Below are 2,816 nucleotides of genomic sequence, written 5' to 3' on the forward strand. Positions count from 1 at the left end.
GAGCGAACGCGGACCAGGCCAGTGGCCAGGGTGTAAGAACGGGAAGAAGCTGGAAAGCTTCGCCATAGTGGGTGATAGCCCCGTACCGGTAGAAAGCATCTTGGTCCTCGAGTAAGGCGGGACACGTGAAATCCTGTCTGAACATGGGTAGACCACTATCCAAGCCTAAGTACTCGCATGCGACCGATAGCGAACAAGTACCGTGAGGGAAAGGTGAAAAGCACCCCGACGAGGGGAGTGAAATAGTTCCTGAAACTGGATGCATACAAACAGTCGGAGCCCAAGACGCGTTCTGGGTGACGGCGTACCTCTTGTATAATGGGTCATCGACTTAGTCTAACTAGCAAGCTTAAGCCGTTAGGTGTAGGCGCAGCGAAAGCGAGTCTGAATAGGGCGTGAAGTTAGTTGGATTAGACCCGAACCCGAGTGATCTAGCCATGTGCAGGCTGAAGGTAAGGTAACACTTACTGGAGGGCCGAACCCACGTAAGTTGAAAATTACGGGGATGACGTGTGGCTAGGGGTGAAAGGCCAATCAAACTCGGAAATAGCTGGTTCTCCGCGAAAGATATTTAGGTATCGCCTCAGACGAATACCTTGGGGGGTAGAGCACTGGATGGGCTAGGGGGTCTCACCGACTTACCAAACCTAACCAAACTCCGAATACCCAAGAGTACTATCTGGGAGACAGACGGTGGGTGCTAACGTCCATCGTCAAGAGGGAAACAACCCTGACCTACAGCTAAGGTCCCCAAGTCATGGTTAAGTGGGAAAGCATGTGGGAATGCTTAGACAACCAGGAGGTTGGCTTAGAAGCAGCCATCCTTTAAAGATAGCGTAACAGCTCACTGGTCAAGCGTTCCTGCGGCGAAGATGTAACGGGGCTCAAACCATGCACCGAAGCTTAGGGTTTGCACTTTGTGCAAGCGGTAGCGGAGCGTTCCGTAAGCCTGCGAAGGGATACTCGTGAGAGATCCTGGAGGTATCGGAAGTGCGAATGATGACATGAGTAGCGATAAAGAGGGTGAGAGACCCTCTCGCCGTAAGTCCAAGGGTTCCTGCGCAATGCTAATCAGCGCAGGGTTAGCCGGCCCCTAAGTCGAGGCAGATATGCGTAGACGATGGGAACCACGTTAATATTCGTGGGCCTGGTGGTAGTGACGGATCGCGCGGGTTCGTATCCCCTTATTGGATTGGGGGTGCGATGAGCCGGTTCCAGGAAATAGCTCCACCAACATAGACCGTACCCTAAACCGACACAGGTGGACAGGTAGAGCATACCAAGGCGCTTGAGAGAACTATGCTGAAGGAACTCGGCAAATTGCACGCGTAACTTCGGGATAAGCGTGACTTCTATTCGGGCAACCGGGTAGAAGTGGCACAAAAAAGGGGGTAGCGACTGTTTATCAAAAACACAGGGCTCTGCGAAGTAGCAATACGACGTATAGGGTCTGACGCCTGCCCGGTGCCGGAAGGTTAAATGGAGAGGTGCAAGCTTTGAAATGAAGCCCCGGTAAACGGCGGCCGTAACTATAACGGTCCTAAGGTAGCGAAATTCCTTGTCGGGTAAGTTCCGACCTGCACGAATGGCGTAACGACTTCCCCACTGTCTCCAGCATAGACTCAGCGAAATTGAATTCCCCGTGAAGATGCGGGGTTCCTGCGGTCAGACGGAAAGACCCCATGAACCTTTACTATAGCTTTGCGCTGGCACTTGTGTCGGCATGTGCAGGATAGGTGGTAGGCTTTGAAGCCGGGACGCCAGTCTCGGTGGAGCCGCAAGATGAGATACCACCCTTATCGTCATAGGTGTCTAACCGCGATGTAACAGCATCCGGGACAGCGCATGGTGGGTAGTTTGACTGGGGCGGTCGCCTCCCAAAGAGTAACGGAGGCGCGCGATGGTGGGCTCAGGACGGTCGGAAATCGTCCGCTGAGTGCAATGGCATAAGCCTGCCTGACTGCGAGACTGACAAGTCGAGCAGAGACGAAAGTCGGTCATAGTGATCCGGTGGTCCCGCGTGGAAGGGCCATCGCTCAACGAATAAAAGGTACTCTGGGGATAACAGGCTGATACTGCCCAAGAGTCCATATCGACGGCAGTGTTTGGCACCTCGATGTCGGCTCATCACATCCTGGGGCTGGAGCAGGTCCCAAGGGTATGGCTGTTCGCCATTTAAAGTGGTACGTGAGCTGGGTTCAGAACGTCGTGAGACAGTTCGGTCCCTATCTGCCGTGGGTGTAGGAATGTTGAGAAGAGCTGACCCTAGTACGAGAGGACCGGGTTGGACGAATCTCTGGTGGACCTGTTGTCGCGCCAGCGGCATTGCAGGGTAGCTATATTCGGACGGGATAACTGCTGAAAGCATCTAAGCAGGAAGCCTCCTTCAAAACGAGCATTCCCTTGAGAGCCGTGGAAGACCACCACGTTGATAGGCTGGATGTGGAAGCGCCGCGAGGTGTGAAGCTGACCAGTACTAATAGCTCGATTGGCTTGATCGTTCTCATTAATCCATGCCCGCAAAGTGCGGCACGGAACGAGTGATCGGCACCCAATAGATCAAAAAATCATCTGCTAGGCCCCGCGCCAGCAGCATGGAACCAGAATTCACACGCATGTTTTTCGCCGATCTGGTGGTAATTGCGAGGGGCCCAGAACCCGATCCCATCCCGAACTCGACCGTTAAACCCCTTTGCGCCGATGGTACTAAGTCTCAAGACTTGGGAGAGTAGGTCGCTGCCAGGTCTGCCAAAAACATGCGTTCTCTCAACGACTAGAACAACAAAACCCCGCCCGCGAAAGCCGGCGGGGTTTTG

General features: G+C 53.9%; 2 rRNA genes (1 of these 2 cut by a window edge). Both read left to right on the forward strand.

Annotated elements, in window-relative coordinates:
• Positions 1-2,501 (forward strand): 23S ribosomal RNA (locus AC1DV8_RS22885) (it extends 227 nt beyond the left edge of the window).
• Between the two features lie 128 nt (positions 2,502-2,629).
• Positions 2,630-2,745: ribosomal RNA gene (gene rrf / locus AC1DV8_RS22890) — 5S ribosomal RNA — on the forward strand.
• The last annotated feature ends 71 nt before the right edge of the window (positions 2,746-2,816 follow it).

It is taken from the genome of Devosia sp. P3_B2 (genome assembly GCF_056402875.1).